A 26,701-nucleotide genomic window follows, 5' to 3' on the forward strand; every position below is an offset into this window, starting at 1 on the left:
TCAACGGCCGCCGAACAGCCGGGACCACCAGGGGACCTTTTGCCGGCTGCGAAGTTTGTTCAACTTACCACTGAGCCATGTCACCACTTCATTGGGGGGAGGCTCAGTAAATTCCATCCCCACCTGAAATGGCTTGTCTGGCAGCGACAGCAAGCGGTCAAACCAGACCGGTATCACCGGCAGCTTGAAATCCGACACCTGCTCGTCGGCCTGTCCGGCAAAGACCTCCAACAGCAGCATCTGCTGATTGTTTTCCTGAAAATTATAAAAAATATGCCACTGGTCAATCTTGGGCTGCGGCACCGTCAACCGCAACCCGTGGCGGGAAATGTCATTGATCCGCCCGGTGCTTTCGGCCAGAGTCCGATCGTCGCCCCGATCACGAATCGTAATCCGCACTGGTAAACTTACCTCAACCCGTGGTGAGCGCCGCTGTTCACGTGCCATGCTTTTATCCTCTGATCCGTTCTCCCCGGCCACCCGGATTGGGGCCACCTGCCCGGTTGGGCATTCTACCATTTAAAGGTCATGCAATCGCGCAAAAAAAATCCTGAAGGTGGCCCCTTCCCCCGGTTTGCTGCTGGCAGTCATTTCTCCTTGGTGACTTTCCACGATCTTTTTGCAGATCGCCAACCCCATGCCAGTGCCCTGGTACTGCCCCCGGGCATGAAGGCGCTGGAAGGGACGAAAAATACGATCCAGGTATTTTTCGTCAAAGCCGATTCCATTGTCGCTGACCACGATTTCCACCCCCTTATCATCGCTTTTCCCCACGCTTACCTTAACCACCGGTCGGACATCGTGAACCTGAAATTTGAGGGCATTGCCGATCAGGTTAAGGAACAGCCGGTGGAGCTGGCTGCGATCCGCCTTGACCGTCGGCAGTGGCTCCACTTCCACCCGGGCGGCCCGTTCCCGGATCCGCTGCTCCAGGTCGGACAGCACTTCTTTTACAACCTCATTAAGATCTACCGGGTCCAGCACCTGTTCCCGGGAAGCCACCCGAGAGTAGTTGAGCAGATCTTCAATCAGCTGCCGCATGCGAATGGCAGCATCCTGCATTCGCTCCAGATAGTCCCGGCCTCGCTCATCCAGTTGCCCGGCATGCTTCAGTAACAGACGATCACCAAAAGAAACGATGGTCCGCAGGGGCTCCTGCAGGTCATGGGAGGCAATATGAGCAAAATCACGCAGTTCTTTGTTGCTGCGTTCAAGTTTAAGGGCGTAGGCCGCCGCCGATTGTCTGATCTCCAGCAGTTCGGTGATATCGGTAATAAAGGCAAAGGAACCGGTCAGGCGATTTTGTTCATCCATCATCGAGGTGGCATGAAAACGGGCGTGCACATCATGTCCGTCCTTGGCGGTAAGGGTTACATTAAAAGCCCGGTTGCGGGTACTTTCCCGGCGGCCGATCTGTTCTCGGAAAATCTCAACGTTTTTCCCCCGGGCGAACTCATGGGGTTGGCGCCCCAGCATTTCCTGGTGGGAATAGCCCAACATCTCTTGCATGGCCTCGTTGACCATCACCGTCCGCCCTTCGTTATCAAGCTCCCAGTAACCTTCGGCGGCGGTGTTGATGATGGTGTGATAACGCTGCATCTGCCGGTTGAGAATGGCGGTACGCTGGTCAATGATGTTTTCCTGCTCCTCGATCAGTTCCTGCCGGGCCTGCCAGTATCGCTGCAAGCTGGTCAACAGGCTGTAGACCACCACGCTGACCAGTAACAGGGCAAGAACATGAATCGCCAGCATCCAGTTGATCTGGGAGGAAATCATGGCCAGATGGGGAGCGGCGGGAAAGGTCAGACTGATTCCCCCGCGCAAATCCCCTTCGGCACTATCGTGAACTGCGTGACAGTGCAAGCAGGCCGGTTCGGCGTAAAGGGGCGACAGGTAACGATAAACCTGACCATCCGGGGTGGTATGCAAGGCAAAACGGCTGTTTTCCTCACCCTGCTGTAAATCGGACAGCACCTTTTGTTCCCAATGATCGGGGGCATTGAGCGGATTAATCGGCTCGGCGCTGGTCAGGTGCAGCACCAGCCCCTCCTGTCGTTTGGTGATCTCGGCAATTTGCCGGGTCATGTAGGCGGGGTTGATCTTGGTCAGCACTAAACCGTCGGTGGTTATCAGGTCACGGTTCGGCACTTCCAGGTAGGGATTGGGCGGGGTGGTGACACTGACCGGCACGTAAACCCCGCCATGCTCGGCATTCCAGAGCCTGGCATCATTGATCAACCGCACGATGCCCTGGGCGTAATAAGCCGCCATCTCATGGGCATTGTTACGCAGGTTCCAGTAATTGGCGACAATCGATATAACGGTCAGGAAAAGCAGGAACAAAAGTGGCAGCAAACGAAAATATTTACTGCCCAGGAATTTTTCAAATTTATCGGTCATGCAAAGCCCGCCGCTCCCCTTTCCGGTATAAAAGCATCAAAACTTAAGCCTACACCAGAAAAAGGAGTTGGGCAAGTTAGCGATTGCCTTCCAGATCCGCCACCATCTCCGCCACCAGGCGTCCGTTAGGAGCATAGGCCACCGGGTTGAGTTCTATCAGTTCAGACCAGACTTTCCTGGCCCCGGTCTGGTCGTCAAAATCATGCAGCAACACCACCCCCATGTTAAAGCGGGCCGTTTCATGCCGCGGGTCAATCTCGATGGCCCGCTTAAAAGAGGCGATGGCCTGTTCCGGTTGACCGTTACGGCGATGCATGACACCAAGGTCGGTGACCACGTCGGCATCGTCCGGATGCAACTCCAGGGATCGGCTATAGGCATTAATGGCCTTTTCATAATGATCGGTATCAAAATACAGATGCCCCAACTGGGTCCAGGCCTGCACGTTTTCCGGGTTGTCCGCCACCGCCTGTTCAAGGCTTTCCATCACCCGTTGTTGCTCGGGAGTTAAGCCATTCTGGTGGGTCGCCAAAGAGGGGGCAACAGCGGGCATTTTGTAAATACTGAACCCAATACCGCCCAAAAAGCCAATGACCAGGCAGGCAAAGGCGGTGAAAAACATCTTGTCCCGTCTGACCATTTTAGCAGCTGGTTTTTCCGGTTCGAACATCGCTTATTTCTCCTTGTTCTAAGTGTCGCCTCCGTTATAATACTAAAACCAACAGACAGCAGCCCGGCCAAGACGAAAGAGCTGCCGGCCTGCTAATCCCGGCCCATCGGCAGCCACTAATTTTGATAAACTCGCAAAAAAACCACCAGAAGTGTTGGTCGGTAACACGGAAACAGGCAGTTATAAAGCGCTTCCAATCGGCGATGCGGTTTTTTGCAACGCCGACAACTTTGACGGCAGAGGCATTACTATAATGGAAAGAGACAGCCAAAACCACGGTTTGTTCAAAAATCCCGACCTGCATCACAGCCTGCGCACCTTTTTGGCTGAAGACCTGGGCCGGGGAGACATCACCGGAGAGGCGATTTTTCCCCCGAAAGCAATCGGCAACGCCGTGTTCATCGCCAAGGAGGCAATGGTATTGGCCGGGGTGGAACATTTGGCGCCGTTGGTTTTTCGAATGATCAACCGGGAAATCACCTGCCACCCCACCGCCGACGGCCAATGGGTTAAGTCGGGAGAAATCATCCTGCATCTACATGGTCCGCTGCGGGATCTGCTGGCCGGTGAGCGGCTGGCCCTGAACCTGGCCCAGCGGCTGAGCGGTATTGCCACCCTCACCGCCGAGTTTGTCGCCGCCGTGGCCGCCTGGCCGGTAAAGATCATGGACACCCGCAAGACCACCCCCGGCCTGCGACGGCTGGAAAAATACGCCGTGCACGTGGGCGGCGGGGTCAACCACCGCTATAATCTCAACGACGGGATTTTGATCAAGGATAACCATATCGCGGCCGCCGGCTCCATCCGCCAGGCAGTGCAAAAAGTACGGGATTACAACGGGCCGGGCAAGGAGGTTGAGGTGGAATGTGAAACCCTGGAACAGGTGACCGAGGCCCTGGCCGCCAAGGCGGAGATCATCATGCTGGACAACATGGACCCGCCGATGATGCGCCGGGCGGTGGAGTTGATCAACGGCCGAGCAATCACCGAGGCCTCGGGCGGGGTGACGCTGAACAACGTTGGGGAAATCGCCGCCTGCGGGGTGGACCGCATTTCCATCGGCGCCCTCACCCACTCAGCACCGGCCAAAGACATCAGCATGGAAATGGTCAGCGGGCAGTAGCACCGCTGCTTGCGGCGATCAGCCCGGCTTGCGTACTGATGTACGCGGCGCCGGTCTGCTTGCCGCAATCTGCGGCACTACTGCCCGCTGACTTTCGTCTCGGCCGCCGCCCAGAGGGGGGGGCAAAGAGCAAGCAGCATGGGGCCTGGACGGGAGCCGTAAAACCCAACTGATCTGACTCTAACCGCCCAAAGCCGTTTTGATGGGCTTTTCCAGCTTACCGGCAAAAACCTCGTCGATGTGTTCCTGGGTAAATATCCCATCCTTGCGTACCGTCTTGGTGGCGGTACCCATGGCCATGCGCAGCTTGCGGTCCTCGGCCATCCTGGTGGCCTGCTGCAGGCGTTTTTGCAGCTCTTCTTGATCAAACCCTTCGCTCTTGCCGATGGGACCGAGTTCTCTCGCCTTGGCGGTGAAATCGGTGATCAAGCGGACAAAGCGGGGCGCTTCGGCGGCAGAAGCCCACTGCAGACCGAACCGGTCGGGGTTGATCCCCACTTCCTGCAGGATCTTCTTGATCAGGAAACTTACTCCCATGGCATCGTAATTACCAACCTGGTAATGACATTCACCGAGTTGTCAGCCACCGGTGAAGATGCCGTCGGCCCCTTCGGCAAAGCCCCGGAAGACGAAGGCCGGGTCCAGCCGGCCGGTGCACATGATCCGGATGGTGCGCAGGTTGGGCGGATACTGGTAGCGCGACACCCCGGCCGAGTCGGCGGCGGCGTAGCAGCACCAGTTGCAGAGAAACCCCAGGATACGAGGGTTAAAATCCTCCTGAGCCATATCTTTTCCCCTTATTAAATTGCTCTTAGTTCTTTTTAAGTTCAATCAGCCGCCACAACGGCCGGCGACAAGTTTATTGCTGCCCGAAGGCGGTGATCTGGGCGGTGATCTGCTCGTCGGTGAAACCGCCCATGGAGATGGCAAAGACCGGGCAGTGGGCGGCGCAGATGCCGCAACCCTTGCAGGAGGCGGTGACCGTCTCGGCCTTGCGCTTGTTGTTTTCATCCTTGTGCATGCGGATGGCCTGATAGGGGCAGAGCGCTTCGCACAGGCCGCAACCGATACAGGCACTCTGGTCGACGCTGGAAACTGTCGGTTCCACCGAGACATAGCCCTTGACCAGGGGAATGGCCGCCTTGGCCGCCGCCGCCTGGGCCTGAACGATAATCTCCTCCACCGGCTGCGGCGAGTGAGCCAGGCCGCAGACATAGGCCCCGGAAACCGGCAGTTCCACCGGCCGCAGCTTGACGTGGGCCTCGAGGTAAAACTTGTCCTCGTTGACCGACACCTTCAGCAGGCGGCTCAAGGTGGCGGTATCATCGGGCACGATGCCGGTGCTCAACACCAGCAGGTCTGGGCTCAGGTTCACCTCCTCGCGCAGGAGAGGGTCGTAAAAGCCGACCTTGGGGGCCTTGCCGCCGGCGGTAAGCCGGGGTTTATTGTCCATGCTGTAGGGGATAAAAAGTACTCCCTGTTCGCGGGCCCGGCGGTAGTAATCCTCGGCGTAACCGTAGGTGCGCAGATCGCGGTAGAGCACAATCACCTGGGACTCCGGATTGATCTCCTTTATTTTAAGGGCGTTTTTCACTGCGTCATTGCAGCAGTTTTTGCTGCAGTAACCCAGGTCGTCGCCCCGGCTGCCGGCGCACTGGATCATCACCACCGAGCCGGGGGCCCGGTTCTTGGCCTTACCGGCCAAGCGCTGTTCCAGCTCCCGCTGGGTAACGACCTTGGCGGAGTATTTCACCGGGCTGTCCAGCACCTTTTCCGGCCGGTGTTCGCGGCCGCCGGTGGCCACCACCACCACCCCGTGATCGATGGTGCTCTCCTGACCCTTACCTTTACGGCTTTTAAGCTGGGAGGAAAAATTGCCCACGTAACCGTTGAGCTGTACCAGTTCAGTGTCGGTAAACACCTTGATATTTTTGTGCTTGTTGACCTGGTCGATCAGCCCCTTGAGGGTCTTGGCCACTTCCTCGCCCCGCAGGGTGTAGCGGGCCTCCTGCAGGTGGCCGCCCAACTGGGCCTCCTTTTCCACCAGGGCGGTGGCATAACCCTGCTCGGCCAGGTTAAGGGCCGCAGTCAGGCCGGCAATACCACCGCCCAGCACCAGGGCCTTGTCGATCACCGGCACCGTCTGCTCGGGCAGCGGCTTGATGTGGCGGGCCTTGGCAATGCCCATGCGGACCAGGTCCTTGGACTTGCTGGTGGCCGCCGCCGGCTCGTTGGCATGGACCCAGGAACACTGGTCGCGGATATTGACCATCTCGATCAGACAACGGTTCAGGCCGGCATCCTTGAGGGTCTCCTGGAACAGGGGCTCATGGGTGCGGGGTGAACAGGCGGCGATCACCACCCGGTTGAGGTTGTGTTCCTTGATCTTCTGCTTCAACACCTCCTGGGCGTCCTGGGAGCAGCTGTAGAGGCTCTGGGCGTGGTAGACCACCCCTTCCATGCCTTCAACGTATTGATCAACGTCGGGCACATCCACCACCCCGGCGATATTGACCCCGCAGTGGCAGACAAAGACCCCAATACGAACTTCATCATCGTCGGTCAGTTGCTGTTCATCGGGGTAACTCTTGACCACGTACCCCTTGCCCCGGTCCTTCTTGGTCAGGGCCGAGACCAGGCCGGCGGCGGCGCTGGACTGGGTGACACTTTCGGGAATGTCCTTGGGCCCCTGGAAGGCGCCGGCCACCAGCACCCCCTCCTGGCTGCTCTGCAGAGGAGCAAAGGTGGAGGTCCGGCAGAAGTTGTAGTCGTTGAGCGCAAAGCCGGCACTGTCGGCCAGATTGGCGGCATCGGCGGGGGAATCCAGCCCCACCGAGAGCACCACCATATCGTAGGCTTCGAAATAATGGCTGCCATCCATGGTGGCGAAGGTCAGCTTGAGCTGGTTTCCCCAAGGCATGACATCGGCCACCCGGGCGCGGACAAACTTGATCCCCATGGCCTCGGCCCGGGCCCGGGCGGCGTCGAAGCCTTTGCCCTGGGTGCGCATGTCCATGTAATAGATGGTGATTGCAATTTCCGGCTCATGCTCCTTGGCCACCATGGCCTCCTTGATGGCGTACATGCAGCACACCGAGGAGCAATAGCCGTTGTCGCAGCCCAGGTCGCGGGAACCCACGCACTGGATAAAGGCCAGATTCTTGGGGTGTTGGCGATCGGAGAGCCGCAGCAACTCGCCCTCGAAGGGGCCGGAGGCGCAGAGCAGCCGCTCGAACTCCAGGCTGGTGACCACGTCCGGGTGCTTGCCGTAGCTGTATTTGTCAAGCGCGCTGTCGGGCACCCGGCCAAAGCCCGGCGCCATCACCACCGCCCCGACCTTGAGATCCATCTCTTCGGGCTGCTGGTCGAAATCAATGGCCCGGGCCTGGCAGGCCGAGACGCAGATCTTGCAGGTGCCGTGCTTGAGGTGCAGGCAGGCCTCGGGATCGATAAAGTAGCTGGCCGGCACCGCCTGGGGGTAATCGATATGGATGGGCCGGGTCAGCGCCAGCCCCTCGTTGTAGCCGTCCACCAGGTGGCGGGGGCAGTACTGGGTGCACATGCCGCAGGCAGTGCACTTGTCGTGGTCGATATACCGTGGCCGTACCCGCAGCTTGGCGGTGAAGTCGCCCGGCTTGCCGGAGAGCTTGAGGAAATCGGTATTGCTCAGAATCTTTATGTTGGGAGACCGACCGGCCTCCACCAATTTTGGCGCCAGGATTCAGAGCGAGCAGTCGTTGGTGGGGAAGGTCTTGTCCAGCATGGCCATGGCCCCGCCGATGGCGGCCGCCTTCTCCACCAGGTAGACGTAGTAGCCCAACTCGGTGAGGTCGAGGGCGGCCTGCACCCCGGCCACCCCGCCGCCGACCACCATCACGGCGCCCGCCTTTTTCGTCATTGCTTTGGTCATCTGATATTGCTCCTGATCGTGGTAATTGATCTGAGTTCTATTATTTGTTTTTGTCGTGTTGCCTTAATAAAGTTTCGCTAACTGCCCAGTAGTGCCGCAGGTTGCGGCAAGCGGCCCGGCGAAGCGTGCCCCAGGCACGTGAGCTGGGCCGATCGCCGCAACATGTGATGCTAATGGGCAGTTAGCACTTCTACTCTTATGGCGCAGAGCTTGTACTCCGGCGTCCGGGACAGTCGATCCAGGGCGTCCAGGGTCAGGGCATTGACCGGGGTTTCCGCGAAGTTGTAAGGCGCCGAAATGGTCCCCTCCTGGGTGCGCTCGCTGATCCTGGCCCGGATATCTACCGTTCCCCGCCGCGAGGTCAACCGCAGCATCACCCCGTCTTTGATACCCAGCCGCTGGGCATCGTTGGGATGCACCTCGGCCAGGGCCTCGGGCGCGATCACGTCGATGGCCTTGGTCTTGCCGGTCATGCTGCTGAAGTTGTAGCGGGCGTATTCCCGGATGGTGGTAAAGAGCAGCGGGTATTCGCCGTCCACCGGCTCCTGGGGAGCAAGGTAGTTCTCCGGCACGAACAGCCCCCGGCCGCGGGTAAATGTTTCCTTGTGCAGCACCGGGGTGCCGGGATGATCCTCGCTGGGCACCGGCCACTGCAGGCCCTCCTGTTCCAGCCGGGCGTAGCTGATACCCTTGTACTGGGGCAGCAGCTGGCGGACCTCTTCAAAGACCTCCTCGGCTGAAGAGTAGCGCATCTCATAGCCCATGCGAGCGGCCAGCTCGGAGAAGATCATCCAGTCCGGCCTGGCCTCGCCCGGCGGTTCCACCGCCTTGCGCACCCGCTGGACCCGCCGTTCGGTGCAGGTGAAGGTGCCGTCCTTTTCGGCAAAACAGGCGGCGGGGAAGACCACATCGGCCATCTTGGCGGTATCGGTGAGGAAGATATCCTGCACCACCAGGAAGTTGACCTCTTCCAAGGCCTCCCGGACGTGGTTGATGTTGGTGTCGGCCAGCACCGGGTCCTCGCCGAAGACGTAGAGGGCCCGGATTTCTCCCTTGAGGATATTCTCCCACACCTCGGTGGCCGGTTTACCGGGCCGCCGGGGCAGTTTCACCTTCCACAGCTTTTCATACTGGTCAAAGAGCTCGTCGTTGCTGAGTCCCCCGTAGCCGGGCAGGGTGTTGAACAGGGCCCCCATGTCGCAGGCGCCCTGGACGTTGTTCTGGCCCCGCAGGGGGTTGCAGCCCCCCCCTTCCACCCCGACCTTGCCGCAAAGCAGGGCCAGGTTGGAGATGGACTTGACCCGGTCGGTGCCGGTGGCGTAGTGGGTGATCCCCATGCCGTGGTAAGTGGCGTGCCGCCCGGGAGCGGCGTACAGGCGGGCAACCTGGCGGATCTGCTCCGGGGTTACCCCGCAGATGGGCGCTATCTCCTCGGGGGGATATTTTTCCACCACCCGCACCAGTTCATCGAAATCTTCGGTGCGGTCCTCGACAAACTTCCGGTCCCACAGCTCCTCCTTGATGATCACCTGCATGATCGAGTTGAGCAGGGCCACGTCGGTACCCGGCTGAATGGACAGCCAAAGGTCGGCCCGCTCGGCAAAGGCGGTCTTGCGCGGGTCGATGACGATCATCTTGGCCCCCCGGTCCAGGGCCTGATGGATGCGCAGGCCGATGGTGGGATGGCTGGTATCCGGGTTGCTGCCGATCATCAAAAAGAGATCGGTCTTGGTGGTATCGGCGATGCAATTGGTCATTGCGCCGCTGCCCAGGGTGATGGCCAGACTGGCCACCGTGGGAGCGTGTCAGAGGCGGGCACAGTGATCGATATTGTTGGTGCCGATCGCGGTCCGCATGAACTTCTGCATCAGGAAGTTTTCTTCGTTGGTGGCCCGGGCGCAGGAAAAACCGGCGATGGCATCGGGGCCGTACATGGCCTTGATGTCAAAAAAACGTTTGGCGGTGTAGCTGAGCGCCTCGTCCCAGGAGCATTCCACCAATTGACCGCCCTGGCGGATCAGGGGCTTGGTCAGCCGGTCAGGATGTTGCACGAAGTGGAAGCCGAAGCGGCCCTTAACACACAGCGCCCCGTAGTTGGGGGCCAGATCGGGGTCGGCGGTGACCTCGATGATGGTGTCGCCCTTGACCTTGAGGTTCATCTGGCAGCCCGCCCCGCAGTAGGGGCAGGTGGTACGCACCAGGCGGGTTTCCTCGCCCACGATGGGGATGATCTGGTCTTTCTTGTTCAGGGCCCCGGTGGAACAGTTATCGACACACTTACCGCAGGAGACGCAATGCTCCATGAAGGTCAGGGAGATATTTTGCGCCCGGCCCCGGTCGTCGAAGGATTCGGCCCGCAGGTCGATGGCCCGGTATTCGCAGGAGTTGGCGCAGTTGCGGCAGTAGATGCACTTGTTGAGATCAACGGTGATGGTGGGGTGATCTTCTCGGCGCTGGTAGGTGGGCTTGCTGCCCATGCCGGTCTTGTTGGGATCCACCCCGTGTTCGATGGCCAGCCGTTTAAGGTCGCAACGGTCAAAGGCGTTGCAGCCGCAGGAGAGGCAGCGTTCGGCCTCGTTTTTGGCCATCTGTTCGGAAAAACCCAAAGAGACCTCGTTGAAATCCTGCACCGCCCGTTCCGGGGGTCGGGCGGGCATCTTTTCCCGCAGTTTGACCCGGATGCCTTCGAAGTTGGCCAGGTCCACCTGCTCGAAACTCTTGCCCCGGCTGAAGTTGAAGCGGCTTTCGGCCGGTTCCTTGGGCAGGCCCAGCAGTTGGGCGTGGATGTTATCCGCCGCCCGACGGGCCGCCACCACCGACTGGATCACCGAGCGGGGACCGTTGGTGGCATCGCCGGCGGCGTAAATCCCTTCCAGGTTGGTCTGAAAGTTACGGGGGTTGGACTTGATGTTGTTTTTCGGGGTCAGCTCCAGCTGTTCTTCCAGGCTGCCACCCTTGAAGGTGCCGTCGCAGGCCGACTGGCCGGTGGCCACCACCACCGTGTCCACCGCCAGGTGGATGCTGGTGCCGGGCACTGCCTCGGGGTAACGGATGCCCTTGGCATCGGGCTCACCCAGCTTCATGCGGATCAGTTCCACGTCCAGTCCGCCACCCTCGGCGGCCTTGACCTTGATGGGCGATGCCATGAGCAGAAACTGCACCCCTTCAGTCTCGGCCTCTCGAATATTGCGCTGGTTGGCGGGCATTTCGGTCTTGGCCCGGGGATAGACCACGGTGACCTCTTCAGCGCCGCGCCGCAACAGGGAACGGGCCGCCTCCATGGCAGTGTTGCCGCCGCCGATCACCGCCGCCCGCTTGCCGTAATCGGCAGGACTCCCTTCGTTGACCTGGCGCAGCAGCTTCAGGGCGGGAATAACTCCGGGCAGAGCGCCGCCGTCGATGTTCAGGGGCTCATCATAATTGGCTCCCACGGTCAGCAGGATGGCCCCGAAACCCTGCTGCTGCAGGCTTTCCAGGGTAAAATCACGTCCCCAGCGCTGACCCAGGCGCACCGAAATACCCAGGCGCAGGATGGTGCTGATTTCATAATCCAGCACATTATCGGGAATCTTGTAACGGGGTAGCCCGTAACGGAGCATGCCGCCCAGCTTGGGGGCCGCTTCAAAAACCGTCACGTCATGGCCCTTCCGGGCCAGGTAGTAAGCCCCGGTCAGGCCGGAGGGGCCGCCGCCGATGATCGCCACCTTCTTGCCGGTGGGCGAGTCGGCTTTAAGTTTGAGATCAACCTTGTTGGTCATGCACCAGTCGGCGACAAAGCGCTTGAGGTGGTTGATGGAAACCGGATCATCCACCAGCAGCCGGCGGCAACGGGTTTCGCAAAAGCGGGGACAGACCCGGCCGACGGAAAAGGGAAAGGGGTTGCGCTCCATCACCAGGCGCACCGCCTCCGCGTACTGACCCTTGGCCACATGGGCGATGTAACCCTGGACATTGATCTGGCCGGGACAGGTCAGGTTGCAGGGCGCCTTACAGTCGCCGAAGTGTGTCTCGGCCAGCACCGCCAGCCGCTCCTTACGGTGCGCCACCAGCTCCTTGCTCTCGGTGTCGACCTCCATACCGGCAGCCACCGGGGTGGCACAGGCCCGCACCGGTTCAGCCAAACCGGCCACTTCCACCCGGCACAGCTCGCAGGGCACCTCCGAGGATTTCCCCTCCACGGAACAAAGGGTGGGAATATGAATACCGGCGGCCTTGGCGGCGGCCAGGATGGTACTCCCCTCCCCCGCCGTCACCGCCCGCCCGTTGATCTGCAAATTAATTTCACTCATGATAGGTCGCCAATATGCTCAATAGGGTTGCAAGCAAGTTCTAATAAAAAAGCTCAAAGTTATAACCCGGCCCTCCCGCCAAACAGGAGGTAAATGTTCAGCAGTGCTGCAGATTCGGGCAAGCGGTCCGGCGCCGCGTACCCCAGGTACGCAAGCCGGGCCGATCGCCCGAAGATGCGGTACTGCTGGACATTTACTAAGCTTTCCATTCCTTGAGGAAAGCTGGCAGATGCCCGGCCTCCCGGGGTCCGATGGTGATCTTCCAATCGGGCAGTTCCTCTTCCAGCTCACCCTTCATGGAGGCCAGATATCCGGGGATAATCAACTCCCGGTGCTTGACCTTGTCCATGATGCCCGATTTCTTCATGAACTGGGCGATCATGTCGGCCCCGAACTTGCCGGCGGCCCAGGCGGTGAGCACGCTCAAACCCTCGGTGTCCTTGATCAGCAGCCAGGAAGGCACCTTGCTGCCTTCGATCTCGCCGGAGACGATGAAGTAGGTCAGCGAGAAGTTGCAGGTGATCAGCACCGGGGAGTCCTCGCCGGGGCCGTTGACCGGGTAGATGTCTTCCTGGACCACCATGGGCCGCTGCGGGTCGGTGAAGATGTTGAGCCGTTCCAGCAGCAAGGGAAACAGGGTGTCGCCCTGGAGGTCGGAAAGCACCACGATCCCGGCGTACTTGGCGATCAGCACCGAGGCCACCATGGCCTCCAGCATGGAATCGTCGGTGATCTCGCAGGGGAAGGCAATGGTGGGAAAGCCCAGCGGCTTGTACTTGGTCTTGATCGCCGACCGGCGGGCCACCACGCTGTCTTCAAAGGCGGCCTTGACGGTCCGGGCGCCGGTGTCCAGCACCAGATCCTTGAGCCCGGCTGATTGCAGCTTTTCGCTGATCTCCACGGTTTCATCAAGACTGGCGGCCTTGATGCCCACCGGGCAGCCGCACTCCTGACCGATCTTGGCAAAGGCGTCGGCGTTGCCGGGGTTGGCGCCAAAGAGCAGGGGCTTGCGGTCGCCACATTCCTTGGCGGCGGCGGCCAGGGTGTCGGCGTTGTCACTGATCAGGATCAGCACCGCGTCGTCACAGGTATCCAGCACCTTTTTGGTCAGGGCGGTGAAGGCGGCGGCATCGCCGCTGGCGTCCTTGACCGCCACCATGTCGGCCTTGAGCATCACCCCCACCCGCTCGTAGCGCAGGGACTTGAAGCGCTCCAGGCGGCCGGCCACTTCATCATCGCCCTGTTCGGTGGTAACCAGCACGGCAATGCCGGTGGGGTTTTCAAAGCGTTTTTCATGGCGGAACAGACAGGTCTCACCGCCGATGGTGTAAACATGCTCGCCGCCACCCAGCTTGATGGTGCGAATCGGCGGGGCCGATGCTTCCCCGATCTGCTCCTTGACCTCGTCGCTGACGTAGGGGCATTCACCGATTTCGGTCTGCCCGGCGGCCACCTTCATGGCAAAGGCCAGGCAGGTGGGAATACCACATTCCCCGCAGTTCTTCTTGGGGAGCATCTTGAGAATCTGAATTCCCGTTAAAGCCATTGTCCGTTCCTCCTTGGCAGAAGACCAAAAAGCCGCAGGCAGGGGGAGGGTTCACCCCGAAAGCCGGCTCAAGATCCTCATGGTTTAACTATTTCCAAATATTTTCTATTAGCTAACTTATACAACCGATTCCATTTCCAGGGCCGGGTGATTGACACTCTTGAGGAATTCCAGAATCTCTTCCTCGGTAGTGCCGTTTTCCTCGGTGGCGATCTTGTCGTAGAATCCCGGCATCCCCACGGCTTCCGCCCGCTCGACGAGCTTGTCCTTGATCTCTTCCTTGAGCATCTTGGGCAGCCAGACCAGCCGTGAGAGCCCTCCTTCCGCCAGGAAGAGCTTGGGGCTGGTCAGGTAATGCTTGGAAACCCCCATGAAGCCGGGGGTCTGGGCGCCGCCGCCGGCCATGCCGGCTAAAGTGGTGAATTTCATGCCAGAGGGGGTCATGCCCATGTAGTCGCGGTTGACCACCATGATCCCGTTGCACTGGGGCAGCATGGCGGCGATGGCCTCGAAGCAGCCGCAGGCGGTCATGGGGCTGTTCATCAGGGAATAGCAGGCCAAGTCGGTGACCGCCCCCCGGGAGGCCTGGTTGACAAAGTCATTGATGCCCTGGAAGATGCCCAGGTCGGAATCCAGGCAGTCACCTTTGGGGATGGGCTGGTTGGGGCCGGTGGGGTTGATCTGATAGGAGGCCTTGCCGTCCAGCCAGTTGTAGGCGCCGCACATGCCGATCCGCTCGGGGGTAATGATACAGACATGACTGGGGGCGAACGACTGACAGAGGGTGCAGGAGTAGAAAACTTCCTCGGTCTCGTCGGTCATGCTGCCCAGGCGCTCATCCCGGCTCTCGTAGACGTTCTTGGCCAGGTCCACGACCTCGTCCACCTTTTCCTGGGTGGTGTAGATCTTGACCTGGATCTTGTCGACGATGGCTCCAAACTCCTGGTGCAGCTTGCCGTGCAGCACCTTGCCGATGTGGGACAGGGAAAAACCTTTTTCCACCGCCGCCTTACCGATACGCAGCCACATGATATCCCGCTGGCCCATGTGCATCAGGCCCTGGATGTAGTTGATCAGGTGATGGAACTGCCGCTCCAGGATGGGCTCGTAGTCGGACTGCATCTCCCGGCCGGCCACTTCCACCAGGATGGCCAGGGGCAGGTTCTGGCCTTGTTCGATCTCCTGGATGTCCGGCCCTTCCACGATGATCTTGCCGTCTTCCACCTCTTCCATCTCTTTCGAGATCAGCACCTCCACCCCGGTGGTGCGGCCGCCGCCGCATTCCATGAACAGATCGTCCTTGCGGATCCGCTCGCCTTCAAAGGCGGGGCCGAAGGACATGGGGATGTCGATCTTGGTGACACTCACTTTCAGACCGCGCACCTCGATGGCCTTCTGGACGATCTCCTCGTGGGGCACCTGGCTGACCACGTGCTCGTAGGTACAGATGCCGGTGGGCAGCACCTGGGGGATATCGTAGTCGGAGATGGTGGGAAAGCCCCAGTTGATGGCGCCGGCGGCATTGGCGTACCACTCGTCGGAAACCGGGCCGAAGGCCATGACGAAGGCGAAGGTCCGGTCCTTGTTGTAGATCAGGTTGCCCTTGTAATCGCCGGGTTTGATGCCGCCGAAGGCCATGGCCACCCGGCAGGCGAAACCGATGGCGAAAACCGCCGTGGTGTAGCTGCGACCAAAAGGTACCAGACGGGTACCCCAGCCGATCTGCACATCCTGCTTGACCAGCTGTTCGGGCATGCTGATGCCGTTGGTCTGATCATGCATGAAGATGTAGAGGTTCTTTTCCTGCAGCTCCAGCGCTATCTTGCTGGCCATCTCGGGATCGGCGGGTGAGCCCATGATAGCGGCAAAACCAGGGGCGGTGCCGTCGACGAACTCCACCCCGCGTTTACGGAAGATCACGTCGTCGGCCGCACCCAGCCAGATATTTTCGGCCAGGGGGTCTTCGGTCTTGGTATAGAACTCGGGTTCTTCCAGATAACGGACGGCCTCGAGCATCTCTTCGGCGAAAAAGGTGGCCATGCCGGCATCCAGCGCCGGGGCCAGGTAGGGCAGCCAGAGGTTGTCGCTGACCTGTTCCGGCAGCAGCTTGCGGCATTCGGTGAAAATATCCCCCATGTCGCCCAGTCTTTCCACCTTGGCCCCCAGCATGCTGTAGATGATGGGCAGAAAGTAGGCGGTGTTGGGAAAGGCCACCTCCTGCTCGGGACCGTACTTCTTGAGGGCCGCCTGGTAACGTTCCTCGGCCATGTCGACGATCTTGTGGGCGCCCCGGATGGCGGCGGAACAGATGATCTTGGACATTGATCTTCTCCTTAATTTTTTTAAAACAAACTCGGCGATTTACCGTTATTATACTGCGCCAGATAAATTTAACGAGCCGTAAACGTGCAGCCGTGCCGCATCTTCGGGCAAGCAGCCAGGTGCCGCGTACACCCTGTACGCAAGCCTGGCCGCCCGAAGATGCGGCGCTGCTGAACGTTTACATTTATCCCATCAGGCCCTTGATCAGTGACCTGGTCAGGGCAATGGCCCTGGGGTGCCGCATGATCAGGGTTTCGCCGCCGGCCATCAGCATGCAGGAGGCGGTAATGGCCTCCATCAGCACGCCGCGGTTTTCCGCATCACCCAGCATCTCGTCGCTGGGCAGGCGGCATTCCTTGGCCTTCCAGACCTCACGACCCAGGTTACAGATAAAGGGCACCTGCAGTTTTTCATCCTTCTGGGTCAGGGCGGCCAGGCGAATCCGCTCCATGACCGAATAAGAATACTCAATGCCGTAACCCAAGGCCCCGATGGAGGGATCGATAAGCACGTTGTTCAGCGACACCCCGAGGTTTTCCAGCAGGATATTGAGCTGCTTGGCCAGGTTGACGTCGATGGGTGAGGAGGCCACCATGGGATGGCCAAACGCCATGGCGGTGGCGCCCAGGGAACGGTAGTTGCTGTCGTCCAGCGGCGCCAGGCAAACCTTTTTGTCGCCGATGATGGAGGTAACCTCCCGCAGGGTTTCGGTGTCCTTTTCGGCATTGCCGCAACCCCAGACGATAATCGGCACATCCACCGCCGCCACCACTTCGGCGGCGATTTTGGCCGCCTCGGAGGCGGGACGGTTCAGGCCGTTGGGGTCGGTGCCCACCAGGGAGATGCAGATGGCCTCGGCCTGGTAATCGTTGACGCATTTCTGGGCCCAGGCCACCGGGTTGTCCATTACTCCCTCGAAATGGCGGGTCAGGCTGGCCGGCCATTCCTCGGGCTTGATGTCCAGGATGTCCATGGCGATCAGCGGCGGATGCTCCAGCTTGCCTTCAAAGAGATGGAACGGCAGGGCGTTGGTGCCGCCCACGGTGACGCTCTTGTCCCCGTTGCCCAGGGTCACTTCCCGAATGGCGCCGCTGTACTCCTGGGTGTAACCGGCGGCGGGCACCTTGCTGCCCCGCTGGGCCAGGGTGCTCTGCTCGACGGCCAGTTCACCCACCGCCAGGTCGGCGGGAGCACCACTCTTGGCGGGGGCGGACTTGGCGGCCGGAGCCTCAGCCGCCGGGGCGGGAGCCGGTTTGCTTTCAGCCTTGGCGGCCTCGGCCTTCTTGGCCTCTTCCGCCGCTTTGGCCTCGGCTGCTTTCTTGGCCTCGGCCGCCTTTTGGGCTTCTTCGGCGGCCTTGGCTTCCGCCCGGGCCTTGGCTTCGGCGGCCTTTTTGGCCTCTTCCGCCGCCTTGGCCTCGGCCGCTTTCTTGGCCTCTTCCGCTTTTTGGGCTTCCCCAGCCTGGCGGGCGGCGTCATCCGCCGCCGGAGCAGCGGGCGCAGTCGGCGCGGCAGCGGGGGCCGCAGTCGCCCCGGCCGCGCCACCAGCGCCTTGAACCGAAGCCGGTTCCCGTTTCAAGACCGCCTCGGCGCCGGCAAACTGGGCCAGGGCGTCAAACTGGTCGTCGGACAGGTTGAAGGCCTTTTTCAGGGCCGCCAGCCCTTGGCGGACGGACTCCAGGGCCATTTGACGTTCTCTTTCATTCATTTCATCTTCTCCCGCTTCCGCTGATTGAGCATGGATCTGGTCACTGGTATCGGTGGCCGCAGCCGCGGCCGGGGCTTGGGCCCGCAGCCGGGACGCCTCTTGCCGGGCAGCGGCGATAATCTTCTCGGCTTCAAGGCGGGCGGCGGCCAGTTCGGTCTCACCGGCGCCGGCGGCTGACGTTTCAGCGGCAACCGTCACCGTTTCCGGCGTCGGCGCGACGGCCGAAGCCGGCTCCGCCTCGGGCACTGCGGGCCGCTGCTCAAGCCCCGCCCGCTGGACGATCTCCGCCACCGCCTCTTCCCACTCGATGGCCATCACGTGCACCCCGGCCACCCCCTTGATCTCGCGGCACTGCTGGATGATGTCGACGCAGATGTTGATCCCTTCGTCTTCCTTATCCTTGGCGCCCTGCAACCGTTTGATCACCTCGTCGGGAACATCCAGACCGGGGACGAAATTCTTCATGTAGCGGGCCATGCCCACGGAACGGGGCGGGGTCACCCCGGCCAGGATATAGACCTTCTCATCCAGGCCCAGGTCCCGCACCGCCGCCATGAAGGCGGCGAAACGCTCCATGTTGTAGATGATCTGGGTCTGGACGAAGTCGGCGCCGTTGGTCACCTTCTTGCCCAGCCGGGCGGCCCGGGCCGCTTCATTGGGGCCGGCAAAGGGGTTGGCGGCGCAGCCCAGAAACAGGCGGGGCTCGTGGGCCTTGATGGCCTCACCGCACTGAAATTTTTGCTCATCCCGCAGATCCCGCATCATGCCCAAAAGCTGGATGGAGTCCATGTCAAAGACTCCCTTGGCGCCGGGATGATTACCGAATTTCTGGTGATCGCCGGTGAGGCAGAGCAGGTTCTTGAGCCCCAGGGCCGAGGCCCCGAGAATATCACTCTGCATGGCCAGGCGGTTGCGGTCCCGGCAGGTCATCTGAATTACCGGTTCCACCCCCTCGGCCTGCACCAGCAGCCCGGCCCCGATGCTGGACATGCGGACAATGGCGGTCTGGCAGTCGGTGATATTGACCGCGTCCACCCGGCCCTTGAGCAGCCGCGCCTTCTTGCGCACCACCTCCGGGTCGGCGCTCTTGGGCGGCCCCAGTTCCCCGGTGACGGCAAAGGCCCCGGACTTGAGCACCCGCTCCAGCCGACTGCCGGCTTTCATCGCTGTTTCCATATCGATCCTTCCGTTTGCAGACATTTACGAAGCAGGGCCGTGGCAGCCGGCATCCGGCAGCACTCCGGTCTGGAGGTCACGGCGCATGGCCATGTCAAACAGCACCCGTTCGCTCTTTTTATTGATTCCCAGCGCCTCGCGCTTGGCATCGATCTTGGCCACCATCAGTTCGGCCAGCTTCTGCGGGTCGCTCTCCACATTCCAATGCGCCCCCAGCGGGCCCATGAGCCCTTCCAGCAGGTACTGGTTGAACTTCTTGGCACCACTGGTGGGCAGGTCCTGGAACACCACCTGGGCGCCGCTGGCCACGAAGTACTGGCCGATGGCCACCGCCTTCTCGCTCATCCACAGCGGCGCGGTGCCGATGGCCGGCAGATCGGAGATATCGTCGCCCAGGCCCCCTTCCTTGACCATCTGGGTGGCGGCAATCAGGATACGGGAATTATCCACACAGCTGCCCATGTGCAGCACCGGCGGCATCCCCACGGTTTCGCAGATCTCGGCCAAAGAGTCGCCGCAGAACCGCGCCGCCTCGGGGTTGACCAGCCCGGCCCGGCCCAATGAGGTGGCGGCACAGCCGGTGGCCAGCACCAGGACGTTGTTCTTGAGGAGATGACGGACAATGACCTCGTGGGTGTCATCGGCCAGTCGGAAGTTGTCGCAGCCGACGATGGCCGCCACTCCGCGGATGCGGCCATTGATGATGTTATCGTTGAGCGGCCGGTAGCTGCCTCGAAAACGGCCGCCCAGCATGTAATTGATGGTCTCATGGCTGAAACCCACCACCACGTCCAGCTTCTTCTCCGCGGGGATAAAGCATTCGCCCCGTTTCTTGAAGTTCTTGATGGCGTGGCTCAAAATCCGCTTGGCGGAGTTGAGGGCTTCGTGCTCATCGAACTGGATGTGCACCCCGCCGGGCATCTTGGCCCGGTAGTTGGTGGTAATGATGTCGGTGTGAAAATTCTCCACCACTTGGCCCAGGGACTCCATGACGCACTGGACGTCCACCACCATGGCCTCCAGGGCGCCGGTGGCGATGGCGATCTCCTGCTGGACAAAACCGGCGGCCACCGGGATGCCGCGACGCATCAGAATCTCGTTGCCGGTGCAGCAGACCCCGGCCAGGTTGATCCCCTTGGCGCCCTGCTTCTTGGCCAGTTCCACCATCTCCGGGTCCTGGGCGGCGATGCACAGGGCCTCGGCCAGCAGCGGCTCATGCCCGTGGACCGCGATGTTGACCTGGTCGGGCTTGAGCACCCCGAGGTCGACGATGGAGCGGCGCGGCACCGGGGTGCCGAACATGATGTCGGTGAGTTCGGTGGAAAGCATGGATGAACCCCAGCCATCGGAAAGGGCGCACCGGGAGGCCTGGAGCATGATGTTTTCGTAGTCCTGGTCCACCCCCATGTGGGTGCGGTGCATCATCTCCACCACCTCGCGGTCGATGCCGCGGGGAAAGATGTTGAGCTTTTTCCACAGGGCCTGGCGCTTGTCGGTGGCCCGCTTGAGCATGGAAAGCGGCTGGTCGTCCTGTTTGCCGAACTCGGCCAGGGCCTTTTCCCCTACCTCCAGAGCGATCTCGTTGACCTCCCGGTCCTCGGTGGGGATATCGAAGACGGCGGCCAGGGATTTCAGCTTCTCCACGTCCTTGATCTGGTGCGGCCCTTCACCCTTGGCGGTCTCGATGAAGCCTTTGACCATTTCCCGGGCATGGTCGGTGTGGGAGGCCGAGCCGGCGGCCACGACCCGGGCGAAGTTGCGGGCCGCCACGGTGTCGGCGCCGACCCCGCAAATTCCCCGCATATCCTCGATGCCGTCGATGATCTGGCAGGGCCCCATGTTGCAGTTGCGGCAACAGGTACCGCCGGAACCGAAGAGGCAGGCGGACATGCCGCGGCGCTGCACCCGGTCATAGGCGGTGATTACGTTCTGGGCCGGCTTGGCCGCCAGAACCTCCTTGCTGGACTGGCAGGTGATCTCCGTGCAGCCCTCACATCCGTTTCTCGTAGCCATGATGGTTCCCCACTTAATCTAAAATAATTCTCTTATAGGGTAGATAATTCAATAAGGTTTATACCAAACCGGCGGTCTGTTTAGCCGCCTGGACGGTGTTTTTCATCAGCATGGTGATGGTCATGGGGCCGACTCCGCCGGGTACCGGCGTGATGCAGGCGGCCTTTTCCTTGATGCCGTCAAAATCCACATCACCGGCCAGGATCGCCTTGCCGGACTCGCTCATGCCGATACGGTTGACCCCGACGTCGATCACTGCCACGCCCTCTTTGACCATGTCGGCGGTGATCATCTTGGGCACCCCGACGGCGGCGATAATGATGTCGGCCCGCTTGGTGTGGGCGGCGATGTCCTTGGTGCGGGTGTGGCAGAGGGTAACGGTGGCGTTGCCGCCGTCGCGCTTCTGCAGCATCAGGTTGGCGATGGGTTTGCCGACGATGTTGCTGCGGCCGACAATCACCACCTCGGCGCCGCTGGTCTCAACCCCGCTGCGGGTGAGCAACTCGAGAATGCCGTGGGGGGTGCAGGGCAGGAAGCACTGCTCGCCCAGGACCATCTTACCCACGTTGACCGGGTGGAAACCGTCCACGTCCTTGTCGGGGTCGATGGCGTACAGTACCTTGGCCTCGTCGATATGCTTGGGCAGGGGGAGTTGCACGAGAATGCCGTTGACCTTGGGATCTTTATTGTACTTGTCAACCAGCTTAAGCAGTTCTTCTTCGGGGGTGTCGGCGGGCAGGGTGATCTGCTCGGAGTTGATGCCCAGTTCCTTGGCGGTCTTGTTCTTGGCCGCCACGTACGACTGGGAGGCGGGATCTTCACCCACCAGGATGGTGACCAGGCCGGGCACCACGTTATGCTTCTCTCTAAGGGTTTCCACTTCGCTTTTGAGTTCGATGCGAATTTCCTTGGCCACCTCGGTTCCACTGATGATTTTGGCACTCATGGGTTGCTGTCCCTCCTGAATTATTGCTCATTTTAGATCAGTAAACACAAAAAATAACGGCAAGCAGCCGATTCAGCGTGCTGCTCATACCATGGTTATCACAGACAACCAGCGAAAGGTGCTGCCTTCACTGGGCCGCAGGGGGCTGCAGCCGACACCACAACTAAGGTGTGGCCGTTTCCTGAGGCCGGACTCAGGAGCAGTTGTTTTTTGGGGCTTTGATCGTCGGACGAAAAAGGGGGATGCCCCAATCGACCTGGTCCAGGCACGCTTGTCCCCTTTCGTTTTCCTGGCCGTAATTGGTCCGGAAAGCGCGCTGAAGCGGAGGTATTAATACCATAAGGGAAAATTACAGCGAGCCGGAACTGTTTTTCTTAACGAATTTCTATTCCATTTTCAAGAAATTTTCCAAGAAAACAGAACCGAAAGCATCGGTAACACAAAAAAAATGAATGTGTGCTCAGCTCTTTGCCACCCTGGCCGCTCGGTCATTGGCCAGTTTGACAATAATGCCATTGGCCTGATTAAGACGACTGACCAGGGTTTTAAATAGATGCTTGCCCACCTCGGGGTATTTCTCAATGACCTCCAGCAGCTTGTCGCCGGGAAACCTTTTGATTTTGCAACGCCCCTGGGCCAGAATTGTGGCGCTGCGGGGCTCGCCTGAAATGGCACTCATTTCACCGAAATATTCGCCAGGTTCAGTGATTTCGGCAATTTTTTTGCCGTCACGGATCACATTAAGGGCCCCGTTGACCAGCTTGAAAAAATCCCGGTCGGTGTTGTCCTGGCGGATGATTATATCGCCATCCTGGTACTCCTCAATATCGGGGTGGACCAGATAAGCCGGCAGGCTCTCCTCGGTGATGACCGTACGGCGCAACACCTCATCAATACTGGTCATCCCTTCCCTTACTTTCTGCAGACCGGCATCCCGCAAGGGCGTCATTCCTTCCTGAACGGCAATTTTACGCAACTGATCCTCGGGCACCTCAGCATTAATGGCCTTGGCCACCTCATCGGTTACCTCCATCAGCTCAAACAACCCGACCCGACCCTTATAACCCCTGCCGTTACAGGCTGGACACCCCACGGGACCGAATATTTTCAGGTCAGAAATCTCCTCTTCGTCAAACCCCATCTTGACAAGTTCATCTTGATCAAGGGAGGAAACATCCACCGGCGCCTTGCACTTAGGGCAAAGCCGCCGGGCCAGGCGCTGGGAAAGCACCATGGTTACCGCCGATGCCAGCATATAGGATGGAATCCCAATGTTCATCAAACGGCCGATGGTGGCCGGACAGTCGTTGGTGTGCAGGGTGGAGAGCACCAGATGACCGGTCATCGCCGCCTTGATGGCGATCTCAGCGGTTTCCATGTCACGGATCTCACCCACCATGACGATATCGGGATCTTGGCGCAGGAAGGCCTTGAGCGCGGCGGCAAAGGTCATTCCCACCTCGTTGATGACGTTGACCTGGTTGATCCCTTTGAAGTTGAACTCAACCGGATCTTCGGCGGTGAGAATTTTTATGTCTTCACTGTTGAGTGAGTTGAGAATGGAATACAGGGTTACGGTCTTACCGCTACCGGTGGGGCCGGTGACCAGCAGCAGGCCTTGGGGCTGCGAGATACAGCGTTTCAGCATCTCGAAGGTCTTGCGCTCAAAACCCAGCTGAGTCAGGTCAACATTGAGGCTGCTCTTGTCGAGGATCCGCATGACGACGGATTCGCCAAACAGGGTGGGCAGCGTGGAGACCCGGAAATCAATGGCTCGGTTACGCCCCATCTTGATCCTGATTCGACCGTCCTGGGGCACCCGGCGCTCGGTGATATCAAGCTGAGACATGATCTTGATGCGCGAGTTGAGCGCATTTTTGATGCTCAAAGGCAGGTTCATCGATTTATACAGGGCACCGTCCAAACGGTAACGAACTTGAAGATTTTTTTCGTAGGGCTCGATATGGATGTCACTCACTCCATCCTGCACCGCCTTGACCAGAATGCCGTTGACCAACTTAATGATCGGCGCGTCGGAGGCCGAATACTCGCCGCTGATCTCTTCTTCGTCAAAGCTTTCCAGCTCCAGACCTTCGGCAGCTTCCGAGGCCAGTGCCCCGAAATCGTCGATCTGGGTAACCGGCGCCTCATCTTCGAGCTGCCGGTCATTTTCATTCTGCAGGAGTTTTTGATACTCCTCATCGCTGATCTTGTAATGGGTGCGGTAGGATTCAATAATCTCCCGTTCCGTGGACACCCCCACGGTCAGCGGCATCCCCACCTCACCCTGCAGGTTTTCCACCGCCTGGGTGTCGGTGGGCTCGGCCATGGTGATCTGCAGGTTTTTGCCGATGACCCGCAGCGGCAACACAAGGTATTTACTGGCAATCTCATATGGCATTTTGGCCAGAGCTTCGGCCTTGGGAGCTTCCCGGGCAAGGGTCACCGGCTGATAGTTGTGCTGCCGGCTCAGGAAATTAACAACCGTATTTTCGTCAATATAGCCCAGCTTCAACAGGATGGAGCTGAGCCGTCCGCCTTTTTTTTTCTGGATGGCCAGAGCTTCGTTAAGCTGGTTGCTGCTGATCTGCCCTTCCTTGCGCAGCAGTTCGCCGATCTTGACCTTACCGGCTCCGGACTGGTCCTTGACCGAAGCGCGCAGGGTGGATTTTTGCGGTTTTTGAACCATGCAATGTTTCCCGGATAAGAAAAAACTCAAGAGCCTCCTACGGTCACAACCAAACGGCAGGAGGCACAGTTTAAAGATAGCAGAAAGGTAATTACAACTGTAAGGATATCTATGCGCTTTCTAAGTTGCGAAAGATAACCGCCCGGCCCTTCTTTTGCAACCATTCGCCCCACGGATTGCGGTGATAAATTGGGCCAAAAAAACGATAGTTGTTCCGCAGGACTTGACCAACGGTCCGGTGTTCGGATAATCTGGCTGATATTATGCAGTTCTAAGCAGACTTTACCTAAAAATGGGGGAAGCCGATGCGTTGTCCTAAATGCGGTTTTATTTCTTTTGACAGTCAGGAAAGCTGCGGCAAGTGCCAGCGTGAGCTGTCTGAGGTCACCAGCCAACTGAATGGGACCGTCGCCCTGGTGGCCCCCCCCCCATTCCTGGCCGGCGCTTTAGCCGATATTGCCGCCGAGAACGCAAGTGAACCCGACACTTTCGATTTGGAAACGGCAGAGGCCGAGGAAAGCAGTCGGACGTCGTTTGAGCTCGAACCGGAAACCGTAGAACTGAATCAGGAGCCGGTGGATCTTGATCTCGAACTCGACGACCTGGAACCGACGGCGGAACTCACTGGGGAGGGGATTGAGTTCAATGTACCGGAGCCCGCAGCAGCGGCTGAATCGCCCTCGGAAGAACTTGATTCAAACGAGATGGAACAGTACCTGGAGATGCCTGAACAACTGCCACCCGAGCCGGAAGGGGCGGATCTGGAATTTGCCATGCCGGAACCGACCGGCCCTGAGCTAGAAGCCCCTCTGACAGAGCCGCAATCGTCGGCGATGGAAACACCGGCGGCGGCGCAGGTAAGTTTTGAACCGGAAAATTTTGGAATTGAGATGCCGGAACTGGAGATGCCCGAGCTGGAATTATCCCAAACGGAGACATCGGAACCGGAGATGCCGGAACAGAAAAGGTCTAAGTCGGAGATACCGGAACCGGTCAGTCTGGCGGGGAAAGTCACGGAGGCCACGGACGAGCAACCGCCAACGGCAGCTGACGAACCGGCTACCAGTGAACCGGAAAGTCCGGATTTGGAACTGGCGCTGGAAATCCCGGAGTTAGAGGATGAAGCAATGCCGACAGCGGCCAGCCAACCGCTGCCAACAACTGCCGAGTCCAAGACGACCGAGACGGTAAGTTCCGAGCTGGAACTTGAACCCGAGTTTGAACTGGATTTGGAAATGCCGCCGGAGCCACCGATGGCGAAAGCAACAGCGGAAGAAAAAACGCCAGCGGAAGCCCCCAGGTCGGCGATGGCCGAGCCGGAAGGGATTGAAATGGAACTGGCAGCCCCCGAACAGGCCACAGTCAGCGCCGAAGAAAAGGTTGCCGAAACGGCGGCCAGCGAACTGGAATCGGCGGAGTTTGACTTTGACAGCCTGGAACCGTCAGCCATGGAAACGGGTGAGCTCGAACTAGGCCCACCGGAACCAAGCGATGCCGATTTCGATTTCAGCTCCGTTGAGGTGGACGAAAATGCCACAGAAAACCTGGACGTGGGAAAAAATGCGGAGGCCTTTGAGCTTAGCAACCAGACCGTCGTCGCTGAGCAACAGGAAGCAGCCCCGGCCGATGCGGCCAATGAAGAGGCTCTTGACCTGGTCGACGCGGTGGCCAGCGCTGTGGCCGACATGATGAGTGAGCCCGCAGGGTCCGCCTCTCCGCCCCAGGAGAAGCGAAAAAGCTCGGTCAACATGGCCGCTCTGACCGACCTTACCGATCTCGTCGCTCCCCGATCCAGCAGTTCATCTCCCGGCTCGAGGGAGCCGCAAGGGGATCAGGTATTCGAGGATATCCTCGGATTACTGAAGGGCTCCGGAAACACGTCCCAAAAGGGTTAAGCCGCCCGCCGGGCTGC

14 protein-coding genes are annotated in these 26,701 nt (G+C 59.9%); 2 read left to right on the plus strand and 12 right to left on the minus strand.

Annotated elements, in window-relative coordinates; genetic code table 11:
* From P0N66_RS08705 to P0N66_RS08715, 3 genes are all read right to left on the minus strand, one after another.
* A complete protein-coding gene (locus P0N66_RS08705) occupies positions 1–447 on the minus strand; it encodes a PilZ domain-containing protein (protein ID WP_275804395.1) in 447 nt (148 codons plus the stop codon).
* Positions 448–519: 72 nt separating this feature from the next.
* The gene (locus P0N66_RS08710; protein WP_275804397.1) at positions 520–2,400 is read right to left on the minus strand and encodes an ATP-binding protein; all 1,881 of its coding nucleotides are present in this window, start codon (positions 2,398–2,400) and stop codon (positions 520–522) included.
* A gap of 76 nt (positions 2,401–2,476) precedes the next feature.
* A complete protein-coding gene (locus tag P0N66_RS08715; protein ID WP_275804399.1) occupies positions 2,477–3,070 on the minus strand; it encodes a tetratricopeptide repeat protein in 594 nt (197 codons plus the stop codon).
* A 253-nt stretch (positions 3,071–3,323) separates the two neighbouring features.
* On the opposite strand from P0N66_RS08715, the gene nadC reads away from it, so the two are divergent.
* Positions 3,324–4,193, plus strand: coding sequence for a carboxylating nicotinate-nucleotide diphosphorylase (gene nadC / locus P0N66_RS08720; RefSeq protein WP_275804401.1), 870 nt, complete (start codon positions 3,324–3,326; stop codon positions 4,191–4,193).
* Positions 4,194–4,373: 180 nt separating this feature from the next.
* Here the strand turns inward: nadC and P0N66_RS08725 are convergent, their stop codons facing one another.
* The 9 genes from P0N66_RS08725 to pilB all read right to left on the minus strand — a co-directional run bounded on the left by P0N66_RS08725 (position 4,374) and on the right by pilB (position 24,789).
* Positions 4,374–4,979, minus strand: a complete 606-nt coding sequence (locus P0N66_RS08725; protein WP_275804403.1) for a hydrogenase iron-sulfur subunit — start codon at positions 4,977–4,979, stop codon at positions 4,374–4,376.
* Positions 4,980–5,052: 73 nt separating this feature from the next.
* Positions 5,053–8,103, minus strand: a complete 3,051-nt coding sequence (locus tag P0N66_RS08730; protein WP_338140552.1) for an FAD-dependent oxidoreductase — start codon at positions 8,101–8,103, stop codon at positions 5,053–5,055.
* Positions 8,104–8,273: 170 nt separating this feature from the next.
* The gene (fdhF, locus tag P0N66_RS08735) at positions 8,274–12,392 is read right to left on the minus strand and encodes a formate dehydrogenase subunit alpha (protein WP_275804405.1); all 4,119 of its coding nucleotides are present in this window, start codon (positions 12,390–12,392) and stop codon (positions 8,274–8,276) included.
* 196 nt (positions 12,393–12,588) lie between these two features.
* Positions 12,589–13,938, minus strand: coding sequence for an acetyl-CoA decarbonylase/synthase complex subunit gamma (acsC, locus tag P0N66_RS08740; RefSeq protein WP_275804407.1), 1,350 nt, complete (start codon positions 13,936–13,938; stop codon positions 12,589–12,591).
* 117 nt (positions 13,939–14,055) lie between these two features.
* Complete coding sequence (acsB, locus tag P0N66_RS08745; RefSeq protein ID WP_275804409.1) at positions 14,056–16,260, minus strand: acetyl-CoA decarbonylase/synthase complex subunit alpha/beta; 2,205 nt, start codon at positions 16,258–16,260, stop codon at positions 14,056–14,058.
* A gap of 184 nt (positions 16,261–16,444) precedes the next feature.
* Positions 16,445–19,141 carry an acetyl-CoA decarbonylase/synthase complex subunit delta gene (locus P0N66_RS08750; RefSeq protein ID WP_275804411.1) on the minus strand — a complete coding sequence of 899 codons (2,697 nt, stop codon included), beginning with the start codon at positions 19,139–19,141 and terminating at the stop codon, positions 16,445–16,447.
* A gap of 24 nt (positions 19,142–19,165) precedes the next feature.
* The gene (gene cooS, locus P0N66_RS08755) at positions 19,166–21,154 is read right to left on the minus strand and encodes an anaerobic carbon-monoxide dehydrogenase catalytic subunit (RefSeq protein ID WP_275804413.1); all 1,989 of its coding nucleotides are present in this window, start codon (positions 21,152–21,154) and stop codon (positions 19,166–19,168) included.
* A gap of 58 nt (positions 21,155–21,212) precedes the next feature.
* Positions 21,213–22,100, minus strand: a complete 888-nt coding sequence (folD, locus tag P0N66_RS08760) for a bifunctional methylenetetrahydrofolate dehydrogenase/methenyltetrahydrofolate cyclohydrolase FolD (RefSeq protein ID WP_275804415.1) — start codon at positions 22,098–22,100, stop codon at positions 21,213–21,215.
* A gap of 460 nt (positions 22,101–22,560) precedes the next feature.
* Positions 22,561–24,789 carry a type IV-A pilus assembly ATPase PilB gene (pilB, locus tag P0N66_RS08765; protein ID WP_275804417.1) on the minus strand — a complete coding sequence of 743 codons (2,229 nt, stop codon included), beginning with the start codon at positions 24,787–24,789 and terminating at the stop codon, positions 22,561–22,563.
* A 305-nt stretch (positions 24,790–25,094) separates the two neighbouring features.
* Between pilB and P0N66_RS08770 the strand changes: the two genes are divergently transcribed.
* Complete coding sequence (locus P0N66_RS08770) at positions 25,095–26,684, plus strand: hypothetical protein (protein WP_275804419.1); 1,590 nt, start codon at positions 25,095–25,097, stop codon at positions 26,682–26,684.
* Positions 26,685–26,701 lie beyond the last annotated feature (17 nt).

Origin of the sequence: Desulfurivibrio dismutans, from assembly GCF_029210385.1 — a bacterium.
In the GTDB taxonomy this organism is placed as follows: Bacteria; Desulfobacterota; Desulfobulbia; order Desulfobulbales; family Desulfurivibrionaceae; genus Desulfurivibrio; species Desulfurivibrio dismutans.

Bases quoted from the DNA above. Each gene is read 5' to 3' on its own strand.
- P0N66_RS08705 (WP_275804395.1), bottom strand. From the start codon at position 447: ATGGCACGTGAACAGCGGCGCTCACCACGGGTTGAGGTAAGTTTACCA.
- P0N66_RS08710 (WP_275804397.1), bottom strand. From the start codon at position 2,400: ATGACCGATAAATTTGAAAAATTCCTGGGCAGTAAATATTTTCGTTTG.
- P0N66_RS08715 (WP_275804399.1), bottom strand. From the start codon at position 3,070: ATGTTCGAACCGGAAAAACCAGCTGCTAAAATGGTCAGACGGGACAAG.
- nadC (WP_275804401.1), top strand. From the start codon at position 3,324: ATGGAAAGAGACAGCCAAAACCACGGTTTGTTCAAAAATCCCGACCTG.
- acsC (WP_275804407.1), bottom strand. From the start codon at position 13,938: ATGGCTTTAACGGGAATTCAGATTCTCAAGATGCTCCCCAAGAAGAAC.
- acsB (WP_275804409.1), bottom strand. From the start codon at position 16,260: ATGTCCAAGATCATCTGTTCCGCCGCCATCCGGGGCGCCCACAAGATC.
- P0N66_RS08750 (WP_275804411.1), bottom strand. From the start codon at position 19,141: ATGGAAACAGCGATGAAAGCCGGCAGTCGGCTGGAGCGGGTGCTCAAG.
- cooS (WP_275804413.1), bottom strand. From the start codon at position 21,154: ATGGCTACGAGAAACGGATGTGAGGGCTGCACGGAGATCACCTGCCAG.
- folD (WP_275804415.1), bottom strand. From the start codon at position 22,100: ATGAGTGCCAAAATCATCAGTGGAACCGAGGTGGCCAAGGAAATTCGC.
- pilB (WP_275804417.1), bottom strand. From the start codon at position 24,789: ATGGTTCAAAAACCGCAAAAATCCACCCTGCGCGCTTCGGTCAAGGAC.
- P0N66_RS08770 (WP_275804419.1), top strand. From the start codon at position 25,095: ATGCGTTGTCCTAAATGCGGTTTTATTTCTTTTGACAGTCAGGAAAGC.